Raw genomic sequence first — 480 nt, 5'->3', positions numbered from 1 at the left:
GCGCAGTCGGTCATCGAGCACGAAGCCGTGCCAATCCTTGTCGAACGCCTGCTTGGCGCTGCAACAGTCACTGGCCGAACTGGCTGGCCATTGCTGGTCGATCGGCGCCTCTGGTTTCTCGTATTTGGGTTCCAGAGAACAACCGCCGAGCAATAACAGCGACATGAAACATGAGGTGGATAAGCGTCTGTTCATGAGGCGCACCTACAAACGTTGGCCGAGCAAGGCTCGTAACGGAGTGAGAAGGAAAGCCCAAAGACCTGAGCGGGTGGTGCTGATTTGCGGCAGTGGTTGCTGACGCGAACGGAAGCTGATCGGGCGTAATCCAGGCAGTGAGCTATAGGACGGCGCCTTGACCGGTCGCCGCGAACGCGGTGCCGTGCGCTTTTCGCCGAGCAACGAACGCCGCAACAAGGTGCCGAAAGCCAGGCCTGGCTCAGCCTTGCCGACCACGTTGATCGGCGCCTCACTGAACAGCCG

1 protein-coding gene and 1 pseudogene are annotated in these 480 nt (G+C 60.2%); both read right to left on the bottom strand.

The window, feature by feature from the left end:
- Positions 1–195 (bottom strand): annotated as a pseudogene (locus AC1DCY_RS27570) (hypothetical protein); the annotation flags it as partial.
- A 9-nt stretch (positions 196–204) separates the two neighbouring features.
- Positions 205–480: hypothetical protein (locus AC1DCY_RS27565; RefSeq protein WP_477355918.1), on the bottom strand; the 276-nt coding region annotated here is incomplete at its 5' end.

Source organism: Lysinibacillus sp. 10T31 (assembly GCF_056394365.1).
Note: the sequence above shows the minus strand (reverse complement) of the source record. Positions and strands in the feature narration are given on the sequence as shown.